This is a genomic window from Streptomyces sp. V4I2, assembly GCF_030817655.1.
Taxonomy (GTDB): Bacteria; Actinomycetota; Actinomycetes; order Streptomycetales; family Streptomycetaceae; genus Streptomyces; species Streptomyces plumbiresistens.
Map to the genome: position 1 here is coordinate 9,907,232 of NZ_JAUSZM010000003.1, position 23,171 is coordinate 9,930,402.

The window sequence follows — 23,171 nt, forward strand, 5'->3', positions numbered from 1 at the left end:
TCACGACGGGACACGGACACCATGAACACACCCGCCGCCACCGGCGCACCCCCGGAAACCCGGGGCCTCGAGTCGGCCTTCGAGGACACCATTGCCCGCGACCAGCGCGTCGAGCCCCGGGACTGGATGCCCGAGGGCTACCGCAAGACGCTGGTCCGGCAGATCGCCCAGCACGCGCACTCGGAGATCATCGGCATGCAGCCGGAGGGCGAGTGGATCACCCGTGCCCCGTCCCTGCGCCGCAAGGCGATCCTCTTCGCGAAGGTCCAGGACGAGGCTGGGCACGGGCTGTATCTGTACTCGGCGGCCGAGACCCTCGGCGCGGACCGCTCGGACATGACCGAGCGGCTGATCGAGGGCCGGCAGAAGTACTCCTCGATCTTCAACTACCCGACCCGCACCTTCGCCGACGTGGGCGTGATCGGCTGGTTCGTGGACGGCGCCGCGATCTGCAACCAGGTGCCACTGTGCAGGAGTTCGTACGGGCCCTACGGACGCGCCATGGTCCGCGTCTGCAAGGAGGAGTCGTTCCACCAGCGGCAGGGATACGAACTGCTGCTGACCATGATGCGCGGCACCGACGCACAGCGGGCCATGGTGCAGGACGCCGTGAACCGCTGGTGGTGGCCGTCGCTGATGATGTTCGGCCCGCCCGACGACAACTCGCCCAACTCGGCCCGGTCCATGGCCTGGAAGATCAAGCGGCACACCAACGACCAACTGCGGCAGCGGTTCGTCGACATGACCGTGCCGCAGGCCGAGAAGCTGGGCGTCACCCTGCCCGACCCCGAGCTGCGCCGGAACGAGGAGCGTGGACACCACGACTTCGGCAGCCCCGACTGGGCGGAGCTGCAACGGGTGATCTCCGGCGACGGGCCGTGCAACGCCGAGCGGATCGCGCGACGCCGGGCGGCGCATGAGGAAGGCGCCTGGGTGCGCGAGGCGGCCACCGCGCACGCGGCCAAGCAGGCAGCACGCACGCGTGAAGGAGCAGCGGCATGAGCGAGACCACCAAGGGCGACTGGCCGCTGTACGAGGTGTTCGTCCGCGGCAAGCGCGGCCTCAACCACGTCCACGTCGGCTCCCTCCGCGCGGCCGACGACCACATGGCCCTCACCCACGCCCGGGACCTGTACACCCGGCGCAACGAGGGCGTCAGCATCTGGGCCGTGCGCTCGGACACCATCGCCGCGTCCACCCCCGGCGAGAAGGACCCCTTCTTCGCGCCGAGCGGCGACAAGGACCCCTTCTTCGCGCCGAGCGGCGACAAGGTCTACCGGCACCCCACCTTCTACGACATCCCCGACGACGTCCCTCACATCTAGGAGCAGCGCATGAGCGACGAGGACCTGTACGTCGATCACGACAACTCGCGGTGGGCGTTCGGCACCGGCTTCACCGACCCGCTGCACGGCGTCGACCAGGCCGTCCCGGACGGCGTCGACGCCGGCGATCTGGCGGCCTGCTGTCTGGCACTGGGCGACGACGCCCTGGTGTCCGCCCAACGGCTGGCCGAATGGTGCACCCGCGCCCCCGAGCTGGAGGAGGAACTGGCGCTGGCCAACATCGGCCTGGACCTGCTCGGCCAGGCGCGTCTGCTGTACGCCAGGACCGGCCGGGCCGACGGCACGGGGCGCGGCGAGGACGCGTACGCCTACTTCCGCGACCCGGCCGGCTTCCGCAACGTGCGGCTCGCCGAACTGCCGGGCGGTGACTTCGCGTTCACCGTCGCCCGGCTGCTGGTGCTTTCCACCTGGCGACTGGCCCTGTTCGAGGAACTGACCGGCGCGCCCGACCCGGTACTGGCCGGCATCGCCGCGAAGAGCGTCAAGGAGCTTGCCTACCACCGCCACTACGCCGCCGGATGGACCGTACGGCTCGGCGACGGGACCGAGGAGTCCCGCGCCCGCCTGGAATCCGCGCTGCGCGACATCGCCCCATGGCTGGACGAGCTTCTCACCGACCGGACCACGGCCCGCCTCGGCCTGACCCCTGCCGCTGTCGCCGACCGGACTCTCGCGTCGCTCACCGAGGTGTTCGGCAGGGCCGGACTCGAGCCGGCCGAGGTCATGCCGCCCGGTCCCGCATCCATGCCCCGCGTCCCCGGCTCCGGCCGGAACGCGGACCACACCGAGCACCTGGCACCCCTCCTCGCCGAACTGCAGAGCGTCGCCCGCGCCCACCCGGACGCGGCATGGTGACCACGACGGAACGCACCGAACGCCGCGCGGAACGAGCAGAACGCGCCCGGCGCATCGCCGCCGAGGTGCCTGATCCCGAACTCCCCATGCTCACGCTCCTCGACCTCGGAGTCCTGCGCGGCACAGAGGTGGAGCCGGACGGAACCGTGGTCGCGCGGCTCACTCCGACCTATTCGGGCTGCCCCGCCATGGCGGAGATACGGGCCGAGGTCGTCACCCGGCTGCGGGCCGCCGGCTTTCCAGCCGTGCGGGTCGTCACGGTGCTCGACCCGCCGTGGTCCACGGACCGGATCACCGACGAAGGCCGCCGCAAACTCGCGGAGCACGGCATCGCACCGCCCGGACCGCGCCAGAACCCGGACTCCGCACCGGGACGGGTCTGGCTGACCCTGAGCCCTGCCCCGGCCGCCGTACCCTGCCCGCGCTGCACCTCGGCCGACACAGAGGAGATCTCCCGCTTCGCCGCGACCGCCTGCATGGCGCTTCGGCGCTGCCGCTCCTGTCTGGAGCCCTTCGAGCACGTCAAGGACCTCTCATGACCAACTCCGCATCCCCTGCCGCCGTCCGGGTCCGCCGCCGTCCGGCCTTCCACGCCCTGCGCGTCGCCGCCGTGGACCCGCTGTGCGCCGATGCCGCCGCCCTCACCTTCGACATCCCCGACCGCCTGGCCGAGGAGTTCGCCTTCCTCCCCGGCCAGTGCCTCACCCTGCGCCGCGCGATCGACGGCCGCGACGAGCGGCGCTCGTACTCCATCTGCTCACCGGCCGGCACACCGCCCCGTATCGGCGTCCGCGTCGTGGCGGGCGGGCTGTTCTCCTCCTGGCTCGTCCACGGCGTACGCCCCGGGGACATCCTGGAAGTCATGGGCCCGGCGGGCGTCTTCACTCCGGGACCCACCGAGGCCGGCCGCCTCGGCCACCATGTGCTGGTCGCCGCCGGATCCGGTATCACGCCGATGCTGTCCATCGCCGCGTCCGTCCTCGACGCGGACGAGGCCTCACGCATCACCCTCCTGTACGGCAACCGGCGCTCCGGCACCGTGATGTTCGCGGACGAACTGGCCGACCTGAAGGACCGGTACCCGGCCCGCTTCCAGCTCGCCCACGTCCTGTCCCGCGAGCCGCGCGAAGCCGAGGTGCTCTCCGGCCGGCTCGATGCCGACCGGCTCACCGAGCTGCTCGACGCCCTCGTCGATGTCGGCGGTGTCGACCACTGGTGGCTGTGCGGCCCGCACGGCATGGTCCGTGACGCCCGCGCGGTCCTCTCCGGGCTCGGTGTCCCGCCCGACCGCCTCCACCAGGAGCTGTTCCACGCGGACGACGAGCCACCCGCTCCGCCCGCGGCCGAACGCAACGACGTCACCTCCGCCGACCCGACGAGCGAGATCACCGTGGTCCTCGACGGCCGGGCCACCACGTTCTCCGTGCCGCGGCACCGCTCGGTTCTCGACGGCGCCCAACAGGCGCGCCCCGACCTGCCGTTCGCATGCAAGGGGGGAGTCTGTGGCACCTGCCGCGCCCTCGTCACCCATGGCCGGGCCGACATGCGCCGCAACTACGCGCTGGAACCCGCAGAAGTCTCCGCGGGCTACGTCCTCACCTGCCAGACCTTCGCCGCCGCCGACACGCTCACCGTCGACTTCGACAGTTGAACGAGGGCATCCGGGATCCGTTCGACCGGCCCGACATGGCACAGCACGGCGGGCGCGCCACCCGGCATCCGCTCGGTCCGGCCGTGCGGAGCCGGTGGCGTACGGCGGTCGAGGAACCGGGGTGGGCGGGTCGTGGAGGTGTCCCTGGACGGCGGCGGTGAGAAGCGCCGGGTGGAGCAGGCGTGCCGGTGAGCCGAACCGTGCAGGTGCTGCCCCGACCTCAGCGGCTGCACACCGACGGCCAGGCCTGGGCAAGGCGCACCTCGGCCGGTTCCGGGCCGCTGATCGAGTCGTGGCGGTCCAACGGGCCCCGTGGAGACGGCCGTTGGACCTCGCCGCGCCTGCCTGCACCCAGGGCCCATCGGCCCCGGTCCAGGACCTGCGGCCCCTGCACCACCAGGCTGGAGTCACATCCCCGTTGAGGAGGAAGAAGCCATGGTTCGCAGTGTTGTCGTAGGTTTCGACGGCTCGGCCGAGAGCCGTGCCGCGGCGGAGTGGGCGGACATCACCGAGGGCGCGGCGCGCCGTGCGCAGGCCCGTCACCCCGACCTGAAGGTGTCCGCCGACGTGCTGCCCGAGGAGCCGGAGTACGCACTGGTACGGGAGGGCCGGCACGCCGGCGCCCTGGTCCTGGGCACCCGCGGCCGCAGCGGAATCACCGAACTGCTGCTCGGCTCGGTGAGTCTGACCGTGGCCGCCCACGCCCCCTGCCCGGTGATCGTGCTGCGCGGCAGCCACGACACCCGCTTCGCCGAGGGCAGCCCGCTCACCAGCCCGCATCCCTACGCGGGAGCGGGCGAGATGCGCTAGCGGCCCGGGAGGAACCAGGGGAGAAGACCTTACGAGAGCCTGACGCGACAGCCGAACCCCTCCGCCTCGCCGGCCACATGACCAACTCTGGTGCTGCCCGTCACCGCCCGTGGTGGCGCGGAAGGTCCGAGGAGCAACGCATGAGCAGGCACACCAGGCGCAGGTCACCGCTACAGGTCCGGCTGACCGTCGCGGGAGCCGGGATCCTTGCCGCCGCGGCGGCTGTCACGACGGTGAACTTCGCCTCCGCCGGGGAGCCCCAGCGGTCCGGGCGTACGGCGAAGGCCGATCACGCGGTCTTCGTGCAGGGCAACGAGCTCGCCGGCAACACCATCCACGCCTTCGAGCGGGGCGACGACGGCGCGCTGACCGCCGCGGGCGACTACGCGACCGGGGGCAAGGGCGGTGACCAGGTCGACGCCCCCACCGACTCGCTCGCCTCCCAGGGCTCGCTCGTCTACGACGACAGGTCCGGGTTACTGCTGGCGGTCAACGCGGGCAGTGGCACCGTGACCTCGTTCCGGGTCGAGGACCAGAAACTGACAGTTCGTCAAGTGGTGTCCTCGGGCGGTGACTTCCCCGCCTCGATCGCCGTGTCCGGCGGGCTGGCGTACGTCATGAACGCGGGCGGAGCAGGTAGCGTCCAGGGTTTCCGGATCACCGCGAAGGGTTTGGTGCCGCTTTCCGGCTCACATCGCTCGCTGGGCCTGGACAACGCGAAGGTGCCGCTGTTCAGCAGCTCACCCGGCCAGGTCGCGTTCACCCCGGACGGCCGTGAGCTGGTGGTCACCACCAAGTCCGCCAACACGATCGAGGTCTTCCCGATACGGCGCGACGGACGTCCCGCGCACCGGGCGGTGGTCAACGACTCGGCCGGTGGCGTGCCGTTCGCGATCACCTTCGACCGGTCCGGCCGGATGCTGGTGGCCGAGGCCGAGAAATCGACGGTCAGCACCTACAAGGTGCGCGCCGACGGCCGCCTCAAGCTCGTCCAGAAGCCCCTGGCCAACGGCCAGGACACGCTGTGCTGGCTGGAACGCGCCGGCGACTTCTTCTACGGCGGCAACACCGGCAACTCCACCGTCACCGGCTACCGCACCGACCGGCAGGGCCGGCTCGCGCTCACCAACGACGTCGGCATCGCCACGCCCCCGTCAGCCCTGTCGCAGGGAGTCATCGACCTGGCCGTGACCGAGGACGAGAAGTTCCTGTACGTGCAGAACGCCGTCTCCGGTACCGTCGACGGCTTCCGCATCGGCCGGAACGGCTCCCTCACGAAGGTCACCACGGCCACCGGACTGCCCACCTTTGCCGCTTCCGGCATGGAGGGCATCGCCGCGGTGTAAGGAAAGCGGCCACCGCGGCCGGACGCCCCGGACGTACGCGTCCGGGGCGTCACGCGCGTCCGCGCTTCCAGGACCACCATGCGAAGCGCTACGGGTGCAGCGTGACCTCGCCCGTCACGCGGATGCCGGTCTCCTGGCCGGGGCCGACCGACAGCGGACCCGCGACACGGACGTCCACCGGGGAGTCGAGGCCCCGTACGGCGACGGTCACCTTGGCGTCGTGGCCGTAGAAACACACGTCGGTCACCGTGCCCCGCACCACCCCCGCGGCGTCCGCGTCGGTCAGTCGCAACTGCTCGGGGCGGAGTACCACCGTGCCGGTGCGCCGCCCGTTCGGTGGTGAGGCCAACGCCACGGTGCCGAGCGGTGTGGTCGCCGTGGAGCCGCCGCTGCCGACCGTCCCCCTCAGGAGTACCGCGTCGCCCACGAAACCGGCGACCCATGGATCCGCGGGGCGCCGGTAGAGCTCCTGCGGGGTGTCGCACTGGACGAACCGGCCCTCCCGTACGACGGCCACGAGGTCGGCGGTGGAGAGCGCCTCCTGCTGGTCGTGGGTGACCAACAGCGCCGTGGCCCCGGTCGCCCGCAGGGCGGCGCGTACGTCCGCCCGCACCCCGGTGCGCAGGGCGCTGTCGAGCGCGTTGAAGGGTTCGTCGAGCAGGACGAGTGCGGGCCGCGGGGCGAGTGCCCTGGCCAGGGCGATGCGCTGCTGCTGTCCTCCGGACAGCTCGTGCGGCATGCGGTCGCCGTACCCGGCGAGCCCGACCAGGTCGAGCATCTCCTCCGTACGGCGGCGCCGCTCCCCGCGGTCGAGCTCGGTCAGCCCGAAGGCCACATTGCGCGCCACGCTCAGATGCGGGAAGAGCGCGCCCTCCTGCGGGACGATCCCGACACGGCGCCGCTCCGGGGGCAGATGGACGCCGGGGCCGGCCAGGGTGCGCCCGCCGACGGTGACCGTGCCCGAGTCGGCGCGAAGGAACCCCGCGACGATGCGCAGCAAGGTGGTCTTGCCGCAGCCGGAGGGCCCGAGCACGGCGGCCAGCGAACCGCCCGGCACCGCGAGGTCCAACCCTTGGAGGACGGGGGCTTCGGGGTCGTAGGACTTGACCAGTTGCACGATGTGGACGTCGTTCATGAGCGGTGCCTGCCCAGGAGGTAGGAGGGGACGGCGGCGAGCAGGATCAGCGCGGCGGCATAGGGGGCGGCGGCCGCGAAGGATCCGGTTCCCGTCTCGGTCCACAGGCGGGTGGCGAGCGTGTCCATGCCCGTGGGGCGCAGCAGAAGAGTGGCGGGCAGTTCCTTCATGCAGACGACGAAGGTGAGGGCGGCACCGGCCGCTACCCCTGGTGCGGCCAGCGGCACGGTCACCTCGCGCAGGACCCGCAGCGGTGACCTGCCGAGCGAGCGGGCCACGTCCTCCAGCACGGGCGGTGCCTGCAGGACGGCGGCCCGGGTGGCGGCCACCGCGACCGGCAGGAAGAGGACGGCGTACGCGCAGACCAGCAGCGGGAGTTGCTGGTAGAGCGGATAGGCGTAGCGGACCGCGAAGAAGACCAGGGACAGCGCGACCGTGATGCCGGGAAGCGCGTGTCCCGCGTAGGCGGCCTGCTCCAGCAGTCGGGCACCGCGCCCCCGGTGGCGTGCGGCGATGACGCCGACGGGCAGCGCGAGCAGTGTGGTGAGGGCGGCTCCGGCGGCGGCGACGCCGAACGTGGCCCGGGCTGCCTGGCCGAGAGCGCCGAGGTCCCAGGTCGCGGAGGAGCCGACGGTCAGCCAGTAGCCGAGGGTGCCGAGCGGGAGGGCGACGGCGGCGGCCGCCACCGTCGCGCACCAGGCGAGGGCGGGGAGGCGCCACCGTCCCAGCGGGACCGGGGCGGCGGGGCGTGCCGTTCCGCCGCCGGTCCTCGCGTGTCCCGCACGGCCCCGGGTGCGGGCCTCGGCGGCGACCAGCGCCACCGTCATCACCACCAGCACGACGCTGAGGGCGGCGGCCGGGGTGCGGTCGAAGGAGGCGCGGTAGGAGGTGTGGATGGCCCGGGTGAACGTGTCGTAGCGCATCAGCGAGACGGCGCCGAAGTCGGAGAGCACGTACAGCGCGACGAGCAGCGCCCCGCCGGCGGCGGCCGGACGGAGTTGGGGGAGGGTGACCCGGAGGAACGTGCGCAGGTGGCCGTGGCCGAGGGAGTGGGCGGCCTCCTCCTGTGCCGGGTCGATGCCGCGCAGCGCGGCGGCGACCGGCAGATGGACGTACGGAAAGCTCACCAGGGTCAGCGCGAGCGCGGCCCCGACGAACCCGGCGGCCTGGGGTACGGCGGCGAGCCAGGTGAAGGCGGCGACATAGCTGGGCACGGCGAGCGGCAGGGTGGCCAGCACCGACCAGGCGCGGGCTCCCGGCAGGGCGGTGCGCACGGTCAGCCAGGCCAGCGAGATGCCCAGGACCAGACAGGCCGCCACGACGACCGCCGTCAGGCCGAGGCTGCGGCCGACGAGTTGGAGGGTGCGTTCGTCGGCGACGACATCCCAGGCGTAGCCCGGACCGCGTTCGAGGGCGCGGACGGCGAGGTAGCCGAGCGGCAGCAGGGCGAACAGGGCGGCGACGCAGGCGGGGACGAGCAGGACCAGCGGGGGCCGGCGGCCGGAGCCTGCGCCGTCCCCGCGGGTGGTGCGGAGGCGTCGGTGCCCGGCCGGAGCGGGTGCTCCGGCCGGACGTGCCGCGGGTCGAGCTGTGGTCACGTTGCGCTCACGGTTTCCGTCGGGATCGCGGTCCTCAGACCAGCCCGACGTCCTGGAGCATGGCCAGGGTCTCCTGGAGTGACTCCAGCTTGCCGAGGTCGATGTCGGGGGCGTTGAGGGAGCCGAACGACGGCAGGCCCTCGACGCTGCTGGTGACACCCGCGGCCAGCGGGTACTCCTTCGTCTTGTCGGCGAAGTAGGTCTGCGCCTCCTCGGACAGCAGGTAGTCGACGGCCTTCTGGGCGGTCGCGGTCTGGCCGCCGTCCTTCAGGATGCCGACGCCGGCCACGTTGATCAGCGCGCCGGGGTCCTTGCCAGGCAGGAAGTGGAGTTTGGCGTTGACCTTGTCCTCGCCCTTCTCGGCGACCCGCTCGTACCAGTAGTAGTGGTTGACCAGACCGAGGGAGACCTCGCCGGACTCGACGGCGTCCAGGGTGGCGAGGTTGTTGGCGTACGTCTTGCCGCTGGCCTTGAGGCTCTTGAGCCACTCGCGGGTGGCGTCGTCGCCGTCCAGGACGCGCATGCCGGTGACGAAGGCCTGGAAGGAGGCGTTGGTGGGCGCGAAGCCGACCTTGCCCTTCCACTCGGGCTTCACCACGTCGTGGACGCTGTCCGGGACCTCGTCCTCGGTGACCTGGTCCGGGTTGTACGCGATGACGCGCACACGCCCCGACAGCCCCACCCAGTCGCCGGCGCCGCCGCGGTAGGCCGGGTCCACCTCGTCGAGGCTCGACTGCGGCAGCTTCGCCAGCATGCCCTCCTTGGAGAGGGCGCCGAGCGCGCCCGCGTCCTGCGAGAAGAACAGCCCGGCCTTGGTGCGGTCGCCCTCCTCCAGGATCTGCGCGGCCAGTTCGGCGCTGTCGCCGTACCGCACCTCGACCTTGCTGCCGACGGCCTTCTCCAGCTTGTCCAGGATCGGCTTGACCAGCTTCTCGTTGCGCCCGGAGTAGATGACGAGGGTCGAGTCGCCGCCGTCCGCGGAGCCGCCCTTGTCGTTGTCGGAGCCGCAGGCGGCGAGGGCGGGAAGAAGCAGGCCGGCCGTGACGAGCGCGGTGATCCGGCGAGCCGAGGGGCGTCGCATGGGGTGTGCCTTCCTGCGTGGCCCGCCGATACGCCGCGGGTCGCGTCGTCGATCAGCGAGCGGCGGAACGAAGCTTTTCAGCCAACTGTGAGCATGCTATGAATAAGGTAAAGCTTGCCTAACCGTCAAGGGATCTGTGCTAATTGCGGACGTGCCGCAGAGAGGTCGCGCGCCCGTGATAGACCCTTTCATGGCTTTTTCGCCCCCGCCCACCGTCTCCAACAGGCGCACCACGGTGCCCTTCCCGCGACCATCCGTACGGCGGCATGGGGTGCCGTTCGCACGGGACCTCGCGTCGTACGGCGACCGCACCGCACTCATCACGCCACAGGGCGAGGTCAGCTACCGCGCACTCGCCGAACGGGTCGCCGCCACCGCCGAACGCCTCGGCCCCGCACGCCGCCTGGTCCTGCTGGCCGGGGCGAACCGCCTCGACGCCTTGGTCGTCCACCTCGCGGCCCTCTCGGCCGGCCACCCCGTTCTGCTCGTCCCCGGCGACAGCGCCGACACCATCGACGCCCTGAGCGCCGCGTACGACCCGGATGTGGTCGCGCGGCCGGACGGCCACGGCACCTGGCTGCTGGACGAACGGCGGCCCGAGAGCGCCCACACCCTGCACCCGGATCTGGCGTTGCTGCTCAGCACCTCCGGTTCGACCGGCTCGCCCAAGCTGGTCCGGCTCTCCGCCGAGAACCTCCAGGCCAACGCCGAGTCCATCGCCACCTACCTCGGCATCCGCGACACCGACCGCGCTGCCACGACCCTGCCTCCGCACTACTGCTACGGCCTGTCCGTCATCCACAGTCATCTGCTGCGCGGCGCCGGACTGATCCTCACCGAACGGTCGGTGGCCGACGCCGACTTCTGGGAGGAGTTCCGCGCCGCCCGCGGCACCTCGCTCGCCGGGGTGCCGTACACCTTCGACCTCCTCGACCGGGTCGGCTTCGAGCACATGCGCCTGCCCCACCTGCGGTACGTCACCCAGGCCGGGGGCCGCCTGGCGCCCGAACGGGTCACCCACTACGCCGAGTCGGGTCGCCGCGCGGGCTGGGAGCTGTTCGTGATGTACGGGCAGACCGAGGCGACGGCCCGCATGGCGTACCTGCCTCCGGCCCTCGCCGCCGAGCGCCCGCAGGCCGTCGGAGTGCCCATCCCTGGAGGCTCCTTCCGGATCGGACCGGTGGACGGCATCGACGAGCCGGACACCGGCGAACTGGTCTACTCGGGCCCGAACGTCATGCTCGGCTACGCCGAGAGCGCGGCGGACCTCGCACGGGGACGGACCGTCGAGGAACTGCACACCGGAGACATCGCCCGCCGGGCCCCCGACGGGTTGTACGAGATCGTGGGGCGCCGCAGCCGGTTCGCCAAGATCCTGGGCCTGCGGATCGACCCGCGGCGCGTCGAGGCGATCTTGGGGGAGCACGGCATACGCGCGTCCTGCGCGGGCGACGACGACGTGCTGGCCGTGCTCGCGCTCCGCGCCGAGGGCGTCGACGCGGCACGCGTCCGGCGTCTGGTCGCGGACAGCTGTGGTCTGCCGCCCCGCGCGATTCACGCACGGATGGTCCCCGAGCTCCCGCGGCTCGCCTCGGGCAAGCCCGACCATGAGGCCGTACGGCGACTGGCGCGCGAGTCGCAGGCGCCGCCCCGGTCCGGCACGTCCACCGACGACCTCCGCACCCTCTACGCCGAGATCCTCGACCGCACCGACGTCACCGAGGACAGCAGCTTCGTCAGCCTGGGCGGCGACTCACTCTCCTACGTCGAGATGTCCCTGCGGCTCGAGCAGGCGCTGGGCGTGCTCCCCACCGACTGGCACACCACACCGATCCGGGAGCTGCACGTCCTTGACGCGACGCGGCGACCGGCCGGGGGCCCCGGCCGAAAGCGAGGGCTGCGACGCACCCTGGACACCGGAATAGCCCTGCGCGCGATCGGCATCGTCCTGATCGTGGGCTCGCACATCCCCGTGTTCGCCGTCCAGGGCGGCGCCCACGTACTGCTCGGTGTCGCCGGCTTCAACTTCGCCCGCTTCCACCTCACCGCACACGAACGCCCGGAGCGCCTGCGCAGGCTGTCGCGCAGCATCGCGCGCATCGCCGTACCCAGCATCGTGTGGATCACCCTCGCGCTGCTGCTGACCCGCGAATACGACCTGGCCAACCTCGTGCTGGCCAACAGCCTGTTCCCACAGGACAACTCGGACCCGGAGTGGCGGTACTGGTTCGTCGAGGCGCTGGTCTACTTCCTGACCGGCCTCGCGGTGCTGCTGGCGGTCCCGCTGCTCGACCGTGCCGAGCGGCGCAGCCCGTTCGGCTTCGCCCTGGGGTTGGTCGCCGTGGGACTGGTCGGGCGCTACGACCCCTGGGGCCTGGCACACATCCGGTACCACCTGAGCCCTACCGTCGTCTTCTTCCTGTTCGCACTGGGCTGGGCGGCGGCGCGCGCCCGCACGACGGCGCACCGGCTGCTGTTGACCGCCGTCCTGCTGATCACCGTGCCGGGGCTGTTCCCCGACGGCCAGTCCCTACGGACCTCGATCGTCGTGGGCGGCCTGATGCTGGTGCTGTGGATCCCGGCCCTGCCCAGCACGGACCCGCTCAACCGGCTCGCGGGCATCCTGGCGGGCAGCTCGCTGTACATCTACCTGACGCACTTCCATGTCTATCCCTACCTGCGGGACGACTCCCCGGTTCTGGCTCTGCTGGTCTCCCTGGCGTTCGGCGTGACGTACGGGGCAGTGGCCACACGTCTGACGCGCAGACTGTTCTGACGGGTGCGTCGGCTGTGCTGTGCTTGAGGACTGAACGAGGAACCGATCTTTCCCCCGCGATGTCTGGGCAGGCATGGCCGGCTTTCTGTTCCTCACTCTGACCTTTGCGCCGTTCCTGGCGCCCTGTGTGTGCGTGGTCGCCGCCGCGGCGCTCGCCCGACGGGCCTGCACGCGGCTACCGGGCAGCGGGTGGCACCTGCCGAGCGCCACGACGTGCGCGCTGGTCGCGGTCATGGCGGGCGCGGCGGCGTTCGGCGCGTACGCGTGGGGTCTGATGTCGGGGTTCTACATTCTGGACCCGGACCAACTGTGTGCGGCGCGGGGCCTGCAGGGCGATCACATCGTGACGCGGGAGACGCTGCCGGTCAGTGCGCAGTGCGTCACGTCGGAGGGCGTGGGAAGCGAGCTGGTGCCGGGCTGGGTGAATCCCGTGATCTTCATCGGGCTCACGCTGTTCGTGCTCGCCCTCGCGACGGGAAGCCTGGTGGGAGTGCGTCGGCGCCGTTCCGTGGGGTGAGGCGCCCGGGGCGCGGCAGCAAGGTCCACATTGCGGGCGAGAAGTTGTCAACGCTCCGACATCAGCCCTTGACGTCTCCAGTGGATCCCTCAGCCCGCCTGTCGGCCGATGTCGATCACGAGTTGCCGGTGTGTGCGGGCCATGTCGGTCAGATCGTTGCGCAGCTCGGACAGCCATTCCGGTTCGCGCTGGGCGGGTTCGCCCAGCGCCCGGGTGATGCGTACGAGAGAAGCCGCGGCATGCAGGCCGGCGAACAGCGGCAGGCGGCCCACCTCCTCGTCGTCGATCGGGCGCACGCTGCGGTATCCGTCGAGAAAGGCGTCGAACCGCGCCCAGTGGCCGGTCGCGGGCCGGCCGGTGTGGTCGGTCAGGTCGCGTACCGCATAGGCGATATCGGCGGCGTACCAGGAGAGGGCGGCCTCGTCGAAGTCGTAGGCGGTCGGCCGGCCGTCTTCCCAGGCCATGTTGTCCAGTTCGAAGTCGCCGTGCACCACGCCCCAGTGGTCCTGGCAACGTGGCAAGTCGCTCATCATGGCGGTGAGCCTCGCCGTCGCCTCGACCAACGCGGTGTCGTCGGGGAACAGTTCGCCGATCTCCGGAAGTTCGCCGAAGGATTCGGGCAGCCCGGCATCAAGTCCGGCGGCATCGCAGTGAAGACGTGCCAGTGCCTGTCCCCAGTGCCAGGCTTGCGATGCGGTGAGTTCGCTGACGTCGATTTCCTCGCCGGGCGCCGGTTCGACCACCATGGCGTGCATGGCGCCGAGCGCGGTCGCCACGGTCATGGTCAGGGCCCCGCACTCGGCGGCGACCGGCCGCACCACCGCCGAGCCGCTGTCGCTGAGCCGCGCCATCAGCTCGGCCACCGCGGTCAGGGGCTTCGGTCCACGATACGAGCCGGGCACGAACCGCAGATAGCGCCGTCGGCCGTTGTCCGGGAGCACAAACACATGCGAGGCGCTGGAGCGCCACCACCTGGCAGTGCCGGCCGGGTAACCCCACCGGGCGGCGACCTGGTCGGCGACCGGGCTGTCCCATGCTTCGGACACGGTCCGCTTCAGTCGATCGATCTCAGTCAAGGGCATCATCGCGAGTCAGCCTTGATCATGCAGCCGACAGCCACAAGCCGATTTCCGCACCGGCCGGCCAGGGGCCACCTGTCCGCGCCGGCACAACCACGCCGCTGTGTGCTCCCGCATCGGGCCTCGTGGACGGTTACTTCGCATGTCGGGCCAGTTCCTTGGCCCTCGGTGAGGTGTTCCGCGGCGCGGACGGAGCCGTCGGCGCCGTCGGCCACATCCGGGCCGTCGGCGGCGGTGACGCCCTGTGCGGCTGCGGCAACGTCGGCTGTGTGAGCGCGCTCGCGCGTACACCGCCCGTACCTCGCCCACCCCTGTCTCGACCGATGGCGCGGCCGGGAGGCCGAGTTGGCCGGCGACTCCCCACGCACCGACCTTCCTTCCGCGGCCGACCTCGTCACCACCCCGGCTGCTCAAGCCGAGGACGCGCTGACCTGGGCCGGAAGGTGCCGACCGAACAACCGGCCAACAGCCCACGGCTGATGCCGTCGAGTCGAGAGCGGTCACCTTGGCTTCTTGTGCAACCAAGGCGTGGTCCCGGTCGTCATCAAGTCAACTCCGTGAAAGGGGGGAGCGGATGGGAGCTGTGCGGATCCTTCTGCCTGTGCCGCGGATGCTGGCGCGGGCAGGCGTCGGCGTGGGTGGGCCGGTGCTCGGTGCCGCGTTGCTGCGGTGCCTCACTCCGGGGCTGTTCCTGGCATGGCAACGGCCGCCGGCGCGGCGGCTCGCATGGAGTGAGGAGGCTGTCACGGTGTACCGCGCTCTCGTCCTTCGTGGAGGCACTCGCCGGCGCAACTGTGATGGCCTGGCGCGTGCCCTGGTGCAGCACGCCGACGCGCTGTATCTGAGCGACCGGAACGAGGACGCGCTCGCCGCGGCCGACGAGTCCCTGGCCTTCGTCGGCGCCCGGCTGACCCAGACGCAGACCGCCTACGCCCTGCGCGTGCGCACGTTGGTCCTGGCAGAGTTGGGCCGACTCGACGAGGCTCTGGAGACGGCCTGGCAGTGCGTGGAGGCCTACCGGGATGCAGTGCCCAGGGGCAGGGACAAGTCACTGGGAAGTTACGTCGGTGCGCTGCGTATTCAAGCGTCGGTACTGGGCAGCATGGGCCGCGTCGAGGAGTCCGTGGTCCTCTACATGGAATGCGCCATGCTGCTGCGCGCGATGCCCCTTTTGAAGGTGCTGCTGCGCACTCTGAAGGTGCAGGTCCGCGTGCTGATCGAGCTGACCGGTGGCCTGCGCTCTCTGGGCCGGTACGAGGAGGCCATCGAGGCCGGCATCGACGCCCACTGGTGGACCGACCAGGTCACCCCGTGGTTCTACCCCGACATCCTGCAGCTGCGCGCCCAGCTTCTGACCGACCTGGCGTGGTGCCACTGGAAGACCGGTGACCTGCCGCGTGCGCGGGAGAGCGCCGAGGGGGCCGTGACCGTGTGTCGCACGCTGGTCCGGCGGACCCCGGACACCGGCGAGCACCGGCTCGTCCTTGCCCTGGAAATCCGTGCCTTCGTTGCCGGGGGGAGGGGAGTGTCCCCCGCAGTCCCCCTCGACCGGAACGAACAGCTTGATCCGCAGAAACTGGCTGATCTGCAGGAACTGTCGGATCTGTGCGTCCGGCTCGCCGTCACCGATCCCGCTGTCTACGAGCCGCTGCTCGCCTGCGCTCTGGACGAGCTGGCCTACTGCCACGGGCAGAGGGGCGCCCACCGCCAGGCCGTCGAGGCCGCCGAGCGCAGCGTCGCCGTCTACCGCCGAGCCGCCCACCGCGATCCCCAGGAGTACGAACCGGAACTGGCCCGGACGCTGGCCAACCTCGTCATCGAGCGGCGCCATGTCGACGTCGTGGACGACACGGTGGACCACGCACGGGAGGCGGTGGCCATCACCCGCCGACTCGCCGAGACCGACTGGGACGCGTACCAGTCCCTGACTGCGCAGCGTCTGGCAATCCTCGCCCGGTCCCTTCGCCGTATCGGGGACGACGAGCAGGCATTGGCCTGTTACGACGAGGCCGAGAGTATCCTGCGGGATCTGATGGAGGCGGACCCCGAGCTCAGGAAGGGGCTGCTCGCCGCCATCCTCACAGACCTTGCCGACACCCTCTGTGCGACGGCCGAGTCCCACCTCACCGCAAGCCGCTTCGACGATGCCGTCTCCGCCCTGCGCCACCTGCTCGCCCTGACCCGGCGCACCGACCTGACCGCCGTCCACGCAGCCTGCCTCACCGCCTTCGCCCATGCCCGCACCATGGTGCCCGACGAGATCAGACGGGCCTGGCAGTCGGCGACGACGGACCCGTTCCCCTCGTTCGTCTACCGGGTGCCCTCCTGAACACTCCGCCGCACCGTCGAGCAACGTAGCCGGGCGCTGCGACACCATCATCGGGGGATCATCGGCGCATTCGGCGATCCGTTTGGACCCTCGTCTTGGCCCCGTGGAGTGTCTACGCTTTGGGAAACGGCTGTGCCGTTGCCAGCGCTCCTCGGACTCGCGGATGAGGTGACCGGTAGTGGAAAATCGATCAGGCGGCAGTGTGCCGAACCAGGTTCCCATCGCGGAGTTGCGGGCCCGGGCAGATGCCGGAGACCGGAACGCGGCAGGACGGTTGGGGCAGCTGCTGGCCAAGCACGGCGATGCGGAAGGCGCTCTGCGGCTGTGGGCCCGGACCTATGGCGACGACGCCCCTACGACGAGACGGTTGGCTGAGCTGCTGGCCGAGCGCGGTGATGTGGCAGGCGCGGTGAAGGTGTGGACGTTTTCGGACGCGGTGTGGCAGAACCCGGCCAGTCTCCACGCGGAGTACCTGGACGCGCTGGATGCCTGCGAGCGTTTGGAATGCGAGGACGATCCCGAGGACTGGGCCTTCATGGAGGCTGAGGAGTTGGCAAAGGTGCTGGCCGAGCGGGGTGATGCGGCTGCGATCGCGGAGTTGCAGGATCGCGCCGATGCGGGCGATCCGGCCGCGGCGAAACGGCTGGCTCAACTGAGCGGGTGAGCCCGCGGGCCGCCAGATCGGTCATCGCGAGCTGCGTGGGCCACCCGATGCTGCGCTCGATGGTCCAGCGTGTGTGGGGATCACCACGAGCCCTCGGTGCCCGGCGGGCGTTGGACGGGCTGGACGGGCTGGACGTTGCTGCGCGGGCCGGCGCCGTGGTCCATGGGGTGGTGCGATAGCCGACGTTCATCCAGGCTTGCGTGCGCGCGGGTTGGCGGCGGTGCCAGGACGGTCAGCAGCAGACCGAGCGTGTCGCAGCGTCGCGAAGCACGACGTAGCCGGAGGCTTTCAGCGTGGGTCGCGCCTTCGAGGGCATGCAACGGTCAGCGATTGTCAGTGGCGGGTGCGAGCCTGAAGGGCATGGATGAGCTGGAGTTCATGCGCGGCCGCGTCTATGGTGCCGACCACGACGATGCCGGGCCCCGGCCTGGCCACGTGTACGTGGAACTGGTGGGCGGGCCGCTGGACGGTCTGCTGCTGGACATCACGGGCAGGCCCGAGAGCGAGCTGCGCGGGGGCGTGGCTCTGGCGACGGAGATAGGTGCCTGCGGGCCGGGCGGTCGCGCTCTGTACGCCCCTCGTGCTGCGGACGGCCGACACTTCGACTGGCGCGGCGACATGCCTTGACCATGCCGGTTCAGTACATGTTCGGGGTCGGGCGGGGCGAGGGTCCGAAGCCGGGCAGCGGCTCAGGCCGGGTGCACGAGCAGGCTTCGCTTGCCGAGGACGAGGTAGAGCGGGGTGCGGATGGCGCGCAGTTCGTCTTCCGTCAGAGGCAGCGGCGCGGGGCGGCGTATCCGGAAGGCCCGACGGCTCGCCTGGATCCATGCGCGCAACTCGGGAACCACGAGCACCGGCTGTTCCAGCCAGGACGCGAGCCGCGGGCGCAGCGCCTTGGGGGCGAAGGTCGCGAAGAGGCTGGCAAAGATCCAGACGAAGAAGCGCAGGCCCACCTTCTCCAAGCCGCCGGGGTCGAGCAGGGTGACCGAGGCGAGCCTTTCGGGTTTGCGGTGTGACTGGTTGAGCGCCGGCCAGCCTCCGGGGGTGGCTGCTTGCAGGCCCTCGGGGACCAGCGGGGTTGAACCGCTCCGGGGTCGGTGGAGGCTCGGGCCTGTCCCGAGTTGGGTGGGCGGAATTCCATTGCCGAGAAGGCTGGCCTCCCACGATCCTGGGGCCCATGAGGTACTCCGTATGCGTCTGAGGCTGCGCCAGTTCAGGCCCCGGACCGGGTCGCGCGAGCACCGTGTCGTCCAGCCCCGGAAGCCTCTTCGCCACACCTCACTACGCGCCCCCACGCCCATCGGCCTGCTGCTCGGCGACCACGACGGGCTGAACCGGCTCGCGGGCCTGTTCTCCTTCGCCGCCTACTCCCGCCACACGATCGTCCACGTACCGCTGCGCGACGGCGTCCCGCCCGACGAGGGGGTCGGCGAGCCGGTCGACCTGGTCCCGGCCCACCACACGCTCGGCTTGCGCCCGAGCAAATGACCCGAGCTGCGGCGCAAGTTGGTGAACGGCAATCCGCTGACCGTACGCACCGACGAGGCACGCACCGCTCGTGATGCCGCCTCCTGGCGAGAACGCGGGGAGCGGACCGGCCTCCGGGCAAGACCGGGGGCCTGCGGCACGCCACCCACGCCCGAACGTTCTTCCTGTTCGGCAGCCGGGACCTGTTCGCCGAGACTGCCACGTACTTCGCCCACGCGGCAGGCTGGGGCCCGCGCCAGAAGGGCGTCGCCAAAGGCCACTCGGCGCTGATGGCGTCGCTTCCGGCACTGGTCCAGCAGCCCGGCGGCGGGCACCCCATCGAGGTTCTGATCTGCTTCAAGCCGTATCCGCCCTACGCCCACTTCGCGCGGCCGGGGCGCTGAGCCCCCGTCGATCCCTGCGAGCAGTACGGAACACCTGAGCAGCACGGCCGTCCCGGCCTGCCCTACAGTACGTTCGTGGAGATCAAGTGCACCCATTGCCAGGCCGCCGACCTGCAGCCCGGGTTCATAGAAGACGGCGGTGACCACGCGAGCGGGTTCTCCCGTTGGATACCCGGGCCACTGGAGCGGGGGATCTTCGGGGGAGCCAAGCGCTGGGGGCGTCCGCGGTACCAAATCGATGCCTATCGGTGCTCTTCCTGCGGCCACCTCGAACTCTTCGCCCCGCACGAGGTCTGACAGCACCCGCCTCGGAGCTGTTCCACCTCCACCTCTCCGAGTCCCACACCGACCAGCATGCCGGTGACCAGGCGAGATCGGCAGAGCCAACGAACACTACTGACGCGTCTTCACGAACCGGGCCCGCCGACCCGGCGCCAGGCGCTCGGTCGCGTACCGCACAGTGATCCGCGGCAGCTCGGCGAGGTTCCGGTCGAGGAAGTCCACCATCAGCTGCTCGTCCCGGCGGCCGATCTCCCTCAGCATCCACCCCAACGCCTTGTGGATCAGCGGCTCCGGATCCCGACACAGCCTGAGAACGAGTCGGAAGGTCGGCTCGAAGCGGCCGGCTCGGATGAGTGCCAACGTGGCCAGCACGGCGATCCTGCGGTCCCACAGCCACGCCGACCCGGCCAGCTCATCCAGTATGTCCAGCGCGTCCGACGGTCCGTCCAGGAGCCACGGCCCCAGCACGACGTGCGCGGAACCATCCACCAGATCCCAGTTGTCCACGCAGTCGGTGCGTGCCAGATAGAAATCGGCGAGGGCCTTCCGGTCGGCAGCCGGGGCGGTCCGCACCTGTTCGGCGAGGACCAGCAGACCGGCGAACCGCTCCTCGTGCACCCGGCTGTGCAGCAGAACGTCCACGTCTCCCAGTGGCAACTGCCGGTATTGCCGTGCCAGTTGGCGCATCACCGGAACGCGTACGCCGAGCAGCTCGTCGTCGTCCGCGGGGCTGAGCACCCGCACCAGCTGCGCCCGGACATTGGGTTCCGCATGATCCCTCAGCTCGGACCGCAGTTTCTTCAGGGTGCCAGTCGCCATGCTCACGGACGCTAGCGCCCGAGGTGCTCAGTCGCAGCCTGATTCCGGGCCGACGGGACGCAGGATCTGCTGTGGCCTGGGCGTCCCGGGTCTTGACAGACGGAACGAGGCGGGAGCGGTCGCCGGATCTGACGAGGGTGCCCTCGACCAGCAGGTTCTGCCGGCCGGCTCGCGACACGGCGCACCTCGACTTGATAGGCAAGTGAATAGTTGCCTATCATGTGGTTGTGGCCGACGACCTTTTCAAAGCCCTGGCCGACCCCACGCGCCGCACCATCCTCGACGAGCTCACGGAGAAGTCCGGACAGACACTGTTCGAGATCTGCGCCCGACTGAGCATGAAGCACCAGCTCGGCATCTCGCGCCAGGCGGTCTCCCAGCACCTCGCCGTGCTGGAGGCCGCCGGGCTCGTCGAGACCAGGCGGGAGGGCCGCTACAAGTTCCACGACCTGAACACGGCCCCGCTGCGGCAGATCGCCGAGCGGTGGCTCGTGCCCGACACGTCCGGATCGAAGGAGAACACCGCATGAAGATCCATCTGACCAGCGTCTTCGTTGACGACCAGGCCAAGGCCGAGCACTTCTACACCGAGATCCTCGGCTTCGTGAAGAAGTACGACGTCCCCGTCGGCGAGAAGGACCGGTGGCTGACCGTCGTCTCGCCCGACGAGCCCGACGGCACCGAACTCCTCCTCGAGCCCGCCGGCCACCCGGCCGTCAAGCCCTACCGCGACGCGCTCGTCAACGACGGCATCCCACTCGCCCAGTTCGCCGTCGACGACGTGAAGGCGGAGCACCAGCGCCTGCGCGGCCTCGGCGTCCGCTTCACGCAGGAGCCATTGGAGATGGGCCCCGTCACCACCGCCGTCTTCGACGACACCTGCGGCAACCTGATCCAGATCGCGACCAAGCCGCAGTAGGCGGTCGGTCGGGTACGGAGTTCGGGCGCGCCGGCGACCGGACCGCGCCCGGGACTCACGTCCGGTCCGAGATCCGTGTCACGGATGCCGACCCGAACCGACCGGGGTCTCCGCCGCCTTCGCGGGTTCGCCGGTCGCCGTCCGCCACAGCGCCGCCGACAGCCACATCAGGATGACGCCGACCAGGACGTGCAGCGCGATGGTCAGCAGGGAATCGGGCAGCGAGGTCAGGAACGCGAACAGCGGGAGGACGGTGGCGTATCCCCACGACGGGACCCTCGGCAGGATCCGGGCGCGGACCATGGCAGCCCCGAACAGGGCGCAGCCCACGGCGAAGACGGTCGCGGAGCAGATCAGTGCGGGGATCGTGGGTCCGGTGAGGGTCTCCTCGATCAGGGCGTCGTCGAAGTAGAAGAGCACCAGGTTCGAGGCGAACGCCGCCCCGCCGAACAGACCGAGCCCGACGAGGTTCACGGCGTGACCGATCTCCCCGAGGCGCCCGGCGGCCGGCCCCTGCCGCAGGTGCAGAGCGGCGAGCAGCGGCAGGGCGAGCGCGGGGGAGAGGGCGGACGGCACGCTGGTCGCGGAGGTCTCCCCGGTGAACGCCTCGACCAGCGCGGGCAGGGAGATCAGAAGACCGGACAGCAGGCCGCACAGGGCACCGGCACGGAAGGTGGACGAGGACATGAGCCGCTCCAGAGGGATGAGGCCGGCCACGGCAGTGGGCCAGGAGCGCCACCGTAGGGAGCGGCCGGCAAGCCACGGGAGATGAAGGACGACGGGTTTCGAAGGCCGTAAGTCACGGTCCTGCGTCGCGTGTTGTGCCGTTCGGCAGGTGCCGTCCGTCCCGAACCGTCCCGAGTTTCCCCGCCGGCGTCCCTCTGCCCTGATGCCCGGCCTACGCTGACGGCGACGGGTGAGAGGGGTGCGCATGGCGGCGTATGTGCCCGTGCGGTGGGTGGCGCCGTTGCTGTACGGCGCGGTGCTCATCGGCAGTCTGTACTACGCGGTGGCCGGTCTGGGCGACGGCCCAGGGCCCCAGGTCTGGCGGATGCCGGCCTTCGTCGCCGTGATCGGAGCGCTGTTCGCCCTGGAAGCGGTCGGGCACCGGCGGCCCGCGGCCCGGGCGCCGCTGCTGCTGGCGCGCTGCGGGCTGATCGGCGCGGTGGTGTTCCTCGACGTCTCGGGACTGTCCCAAGTGCTGTTCGTACTGCTGCCGTTCACCGCCTACTTCGCCTTCGGGCGCACGACCGCGCTCGCGCTCAGTGCGCTCTGCCTGGCCGGGCTGCTCGTCGCGTACCTGCTGACCGCGCCCGGCTGGTATCGCGATCCGGAGCACGTGTCCGACCTGCTGATGCTCTGCGTCGGCCTGGTGCTGGCGGTCTCGATGGCCGCGGTGGCCGTCGGTGAGCAGCGTGCCCGGAGCGAACTGGAGGCGTATGCCGCCCGAGTCGCCGAACTGTCCGCCGCCACCGAGCGCAACAGGCTGGCCCGGGACATCCACGACAGCCTCGGGCACCATCTCACGGCGATGTCCGTGCAGTTGGAGATGGCCGAGGACTTCCGGGCCCTCGACCCCGACGCCGCCCAGCGGGCCCTGGCCGAGGCGAGGCGTTCGGTGCGGCTCGCGCTGGGCGACGTACGACAGTCCGTCCGCACGCTGCGCGACGAGGCGGCGCGTCCCGACCTGTCGGACGCGCTGGCCGCGCTGGCCCAGGACGGCGGCCCCCGGCCGCGGGTCACGGTCCAGGTCAGCGGCGACGAGGACGGCTACGGCACGGCCGAACTGACCGCGCTGCACCGGGCGGCACAGGAGGGCGTGACCAACGCGCGCCGTCACGCGGGGGCCTCATGGGTGAGGGTGGTGGTCCACCTGGCCGAGGACGCGGCACAGCTGGAGGTCACCGACGACGGATGCGGCTTCGCACCGGACTCGGCGGCCACCGGGTTCGGGCTGCTCGGGATGCGGGAGCGGGTGCACCTGGTGGAAGGGAGCGTGGCCGTCGACAGCAGCCCGGGCACCGGAACCCGCCTTACAGTGACCGTGCCGCGCGGCAAGACGGGGCGGCCCGAGGAGAGGCGTGAGGCCTGAC

At 71.1% G+C, this 23,171-nt stretch carries 21 protein-coding genes and 3 pseudogenes; 17 read left to right on the forward strand and 7 right to left on the reverse strand.

Annotated elements, in window-relative coordinates; genetic code table 11:
- Nucleotides 1-21: 21 nt before the first annotated feature.
- The 7 genes and pseudogenes from paaA to QFZ76_RS46325 all read left to right on the forward strand — a co-directional run bounded on the left by paaA (nt 22) and on the right by QFZ76_RS46325 (nt 6,008).
- Nucleotides 22-1,002, forward strand: a complete 981-nt coding sequence (gene paaA, locus QFZ76_RS46295; RefSeq protein ID WP_307679338.1) for a 1,2-phenylacetyl-CoA epoxidase subunit PaaA — start codon at nt 22-24, stop codon at nt 1,000-1,002.
- A complete protein-coding gene (gene paaB, locus QFZ76_RS46300; protein WP_307679339.1) occupies nt 999-1,325 on the forward strand; it encodes a 1,2-phenylacetyl-CoA epoxidase subunit PaaB in 327 nt (108 codons plus the stop codon). The genes paaA and paaB overlap by 4 nt, the downstream gene beginning before the upstream one ends.
- A gap of 9 nt (nt 1,326-1,334) precedes the next feature.
- A complete protein-coding gene (gene paaC / locus QFZ76_RS46305; RefSeq protein WP_307679340.1) occupies nt 1,335-2,201 on the forward strand; it encodes a 1,2-phenylacetyl-CoA epoxidase subunit PaaC in 867 nt (288 codons plus the stop codon).
- Nucleotides 2,195-2,740, forward strand: a complete 546-nt coding sequence (gene paaD, locus QFZ76_RS46310; RefSeq protein ID WP_307679341.1) for a 1,2-phenylacetyl-CoA epoxidase subunit PaaD — start codon at nt 2,195-2,197, stop codon at nt 2,738-2,740. Before paaC ends, paaD begins: the two co-directional genes overlap by 7 nt.
- Nucleotides 2,737-3,852 carry a 1,2-phenylacetyl-CoA epoxidase subunit PaaE gene (gene paaE, locus QFZ76_RS46315; protein WP_307679342.1) on the forward strand — a complete coding sequence of 372 codons (1,116 nt, stop codon included), beginning with the start codon at nt 2,737-2,739 and terminating at the stop codon, nt 3,850-3,852. The genes paaD and paaE overlap by 4 nt, the downstream gene beginning before the upstream one ends.
- 435 nt (nt 3,853-4,287) lie before the next feature.
- Nucleotides 4,288-4,611, forward strand: a pseudogene (locus tag QFZ76_RS46320) (universal stress protein); the annotation flags it as partial.
- A 191-nt stretch (nt 4,612-4,802) separates the two neighbouring features.
- Nucleotides 4,803-6,008, forward strand: coding sequence for a beta-propeller fold lactonase family protein (locus tag QFZ76_RS46325; protein WP_307679343.1), 1,206 nt, complete (start codon nt 4,803-4,805; stop codon nt 6,006-6,008).
- An 88-nt stretch (nt 6,009-6,096) separates the two neighbouring features.
- Here the strand turns inward: QFZ76_RS46325 and QFZ76_RS46330 are convergent, their stop codons facing one another.
- Genes QFZ76_RS46330 through QFZ76_RS46340 form a run of 3 tightly spaced genes read right to left on the reverse strand, consistent with a single transcriptional unit; the run spans nt 6,097 to nt 9,822 of the window.
- Nucleotides 6,097-7,143 carry an ABC transporter ATP-binding protein gene (locus tag QFZ76_RS46330; RefSeq protein WP_307679344.1) on the reverse strand — a complete coding sequence of 349 codons (1,047 nt, stop codon included), beginning with the start codon at nt 7,141-7,143 and terminating at the stop codon, nt 6,097-6,099.
- A complete protein-coding gene (locus QFZ76_RS46335) occupies nt 7,140-8,741 on the reverse strand; it encodes an iron ABC transporter permease (RefSeq protein WP_307679345.1) in 1,602 nt (533 codons plus the stop codon). The genes QFZ76_RS46330 and QFZ76_RS46335 overlap by 4 nt, the downstream gene beginning before the upstream one ends.
- A 34-nt stretch (nt 8,742-8,775) precedes the next feature.
- Nucleotides 8,776-9,822 (reverse strand): iron ABC transporter substrate-binding protein, encoded by a 1,047-nt coding sequence (locus tag QFZ76_RS46340; RefSeq protein WP_307679346.1) that lies wholly within the window; start codon nt 9,820-9,822, stop codon nt 8,776-8,778.
- A 190-nt stretch (nt 9,823-10,012) separates the two neighbouring features.
- Between QFZ76_RS46340 and QFZ76_RS46345 the strand changes: the two genes are divergently transcribed.
- The gene (locus QFZ76_RS46345; RefSeq protein ID WP_307679347.1) at nt 10,013-12,598 is read left to right on the forward strand and encodes an AMP-binding protein; all 2,586 of its coding nucleotides are present in this window, start codon (nt 10,013-10,015) and stop codon (nt 12,596-12,598) included.
- A 73-nt stretch (nt 12,599-12,671) separates the two neighbouring features.
- Entirely contained in the window at nt 12,672-13,115 is a 444-nt protein-coding gene (locus tag QFZ76_RS46350) for a hypothetical protein (RefSeq protein WP_307679348.1), read from the forward strand.
- 89 nt (nt 13,116-13,204) lie between these two features.
- On the opposite strand, the gene QFZ76_RS46355 is transcribed toward QFZ76_RS46350, so the two are convergent.
- Entirely contained in the window at nt 13,205-14,197 is a 993-nt protein-coding gene (locus QFZ76_RS46355; RefSeq protein WP_373464576.1) for a phosphotransferase enzyme family protein, read from the reverse strand.
- Nucleotides 14,198-15,011: 814 nt separating this feature from the next.
- On the opposite strand from QFZ76_RS46355, the gene QFZ76_RS46365 reads away from it, so the two are divergent.
- The 3 genes from QFZ76_RS46365 (at nt 15,012) to QFZ76_RS46375 (ending at nt 17,814) form a co-directional block, all read left to right on the forward strand.
- Nucleotides 15,012-16,523 (forward strand): hypothetical protein, encoded by a 1,512-nt coding sequence (locus QFZ76_RS46365; RefSeq protein WP_307679351.1) that lies wholly within the window; start codon nt 15,012-15,014, stop codon nt 16,521-16,523.
- Nucleotides 16,524-16,701: 178 nt separating this feature from the next.
- The gene (locus tag QFZ76_RS46370) at nt 16,702-17,187 is read left to right on the forward strand and encodes a hypothetical protein (protein ID WP_307679352.1); all 486 of its coding nucleotides are present in this window, start codon (nt 16,702-16,704) and stop codon (nt 17,185-17,187) included.
- A gap of 360 nt (nt 17,188-17,547) precedes the next feature.
- Nucleotides 17,548-17,814: a hypothetical protein gene (locus QFZ76_RS46375; RefSeq protein WP_266451749.1), complete on the forward strand. Its 267-nt coding sequence runs from the start codon at nt 17,548-17,550 to the stop codon at nt 17,812-17,814.
- 68 nt (nt 17,815-17,882) lie between these two features.
- Here QFZ76_RS46375 and QFZ76_RS46380 read toward each other — a convergent pair.
- Nucleotides 17,883-18,230 (reverse strand): annotated as a pseudogene (locus QFZ76_RS46380) (alpha/beta hydrolase); the annotation flags it as partial.
- Between the two features lie 148 nt (nt 18,231-18,378).
- On the opposite strand from QFZ76_RS46380, the pseudogene QFZ76_RS46385 reads away from it, so the two are divergent.
- Nucleotides 18,379-19,058 (forward strand): annotated as a pseudogene (locus tag QFZ76_RS46385) (hypothetical protein).
- Nucleotides 19,059-19,139: 81 nt separating this feature from the next.
- Nucleotides 19,140-19,355, forward strand: coding sequence for a hypothetical protein (locus QFZ76_RS46390; RefSeq protein WP_266453164.1), 216 nt, complete (start codon nt 19,140-19,142; stop codon nt 19,353-19,355).
- A 96-nt stretch (nt 19,356-19,451) separates the two neighbouring features.
- Here the strand turns inward: QFZ76_RS46390 and QFZ76_RS46395 are convergent, their stop codons facing one another.
- Complete coding sequence (locus tag QFZ76_RS46395) at nt 19,452-20,159, reverse strand: DNA alkylation repair protein (RefSeq protein WP_307679354.1); 708 nt, start codon at nt 20,157-20,159, stop codon at nt 19,452-19,454.
- Nucleotides 20,160-20,386: 227 nt separating this feature from the next.
- Between QFZ76_RS46395 and QFZ76_RS46400 the strand changes: the two genes are divergently transcribed.
- Together QFZ76_RS46400 and QFZ76_RS46405 are read left to right on the forward strand one after the other, a co-directional pair.
- Nucleotides 20,387-20,689 carry a helix-turn-helix transcriptional regulator gene (locus QFZ76_RS46400; protein WP_307679355.1) on the forward strand — a complete coding sequence of 101 codons (303 nt, stop codon included), beginning with the start codon at nt 20,387-20,389 and terminating at the stop codon, nt 20,687-20,689.
- Nucleotides 20,686-21,078, forward strand: a complete 393-nt coding sequence (locus tag QFZ76_RS46405; RefSeq protein WP_307679356.1) for a VOC family protein — start codon at nt 20,686-20,688, stop codon at nt 21,076-21,078. The genes QFZ76_RS46400 and QFZ76_RS46405 overlap by 4 nt, the downstream gene beginning before the upstream one ends.
- Before the next feature lie 78 nt (nt 21,079-21,156).
- On the opposite strand, the gene QFZ76_RS46410 is transcribed toward QFZ76_RS46405, so the two are convergent.
- Complete coding sequence (locus QFZ76_RS46410) at nt 21,157-21,765, reverse strand: hypothetical protein (protein ID WP_307679357.1); 609 nt, start codon at nt 21,763-21,765, stop codon at nt 21,157-21,159.
- Between the two features lie 244 nt (nt 21,766-22,009).
- Here QFZ76_RS46410 and QFZ76_RS46415 point away from each other — a divergent pair, with 244 nt between their 5' ends.
- Entirely contained in the window at nt 22,010-23,170 is a 1,161-nt protein-coding gene (locus QFZ76_RS46415) for a sensor histidine kinase (RefSeq protein WP_307679358.1), read from the forward strand.
- Nucleotide 23,171: the final 1 nt, after the last annotated feature.